At 51.0% G+C, this 539-nt stretch carries 1 protein-coding gene; it reads left to right on the top strand.

What is annotated here, in order from left to right:
* Nucleotides 1-255 (top strand): hypothetical protein (locus ACQY5R_RS18330; RefSeq protein ID WP_428610727.1); only part of this gene is annotated, 255 nt, incomplete at its 5' end.
* Nucleotides 256-539 lie beyond the last annotated feature (284 nt).

The raw sequence follows: 539 nt of genomic DNA, 5'->3' as shown, positions 1-539 counted from the left end.
GCTGCTCCTGCTGTGGCTCCTTCTCACAGTACCCGTAGTGGTGGTGCCCCCTCCACTCCTACTACCAACTTCGGCATCTTGAAGATGCTCCAGGGTATCTTTGCCACATGCCGGTGCACTGATCAGCGTCTGGATGTGATGGATCAGCGCCTTCAAATTGTGCGGCGCAACCAGGAGATTATTCACAGCCAGCGGGATGAGCCACTCCAGGAGTTCCCTGACTTCCCGCGCATCCCTGACCCATACGGTCACTGACTCCTGCCGAGTTGGCTACTTTCGGCATTGGTCCTGCTCATGTTTCTTCGGACGACGACAATGAGGCGCAGGCCGACGACGACGAGGAGACGGAGGATGATGAGTAGCCGACTTTGCTTTTGTGCTTCATAGCTCTTTTCCCTTTTTGGTGTCTTGACGACAAAAGGGGAGAAGATAGTGATCCTTATTGTTTTTCATTCTAGTGTGTAATGGTCAAGTTGTGCATGTTATGGTCACGGACAAGAACTTTTTAATGTTTGGCTTGTAAAACCATTATGGAGATT

The organism is Sedimenticola sp. (assembly GCF_050289425.1).
GTDB lineage: Bacteria > Pseudomonadota > Gammaproteobacteria > Chromatiales > Chromatiaceae > Sedimenticola.
Note: the sequence above shows the minus strand (reverse complement) of the source record. Positions and strands in the feature narration are given on the sequence as shown.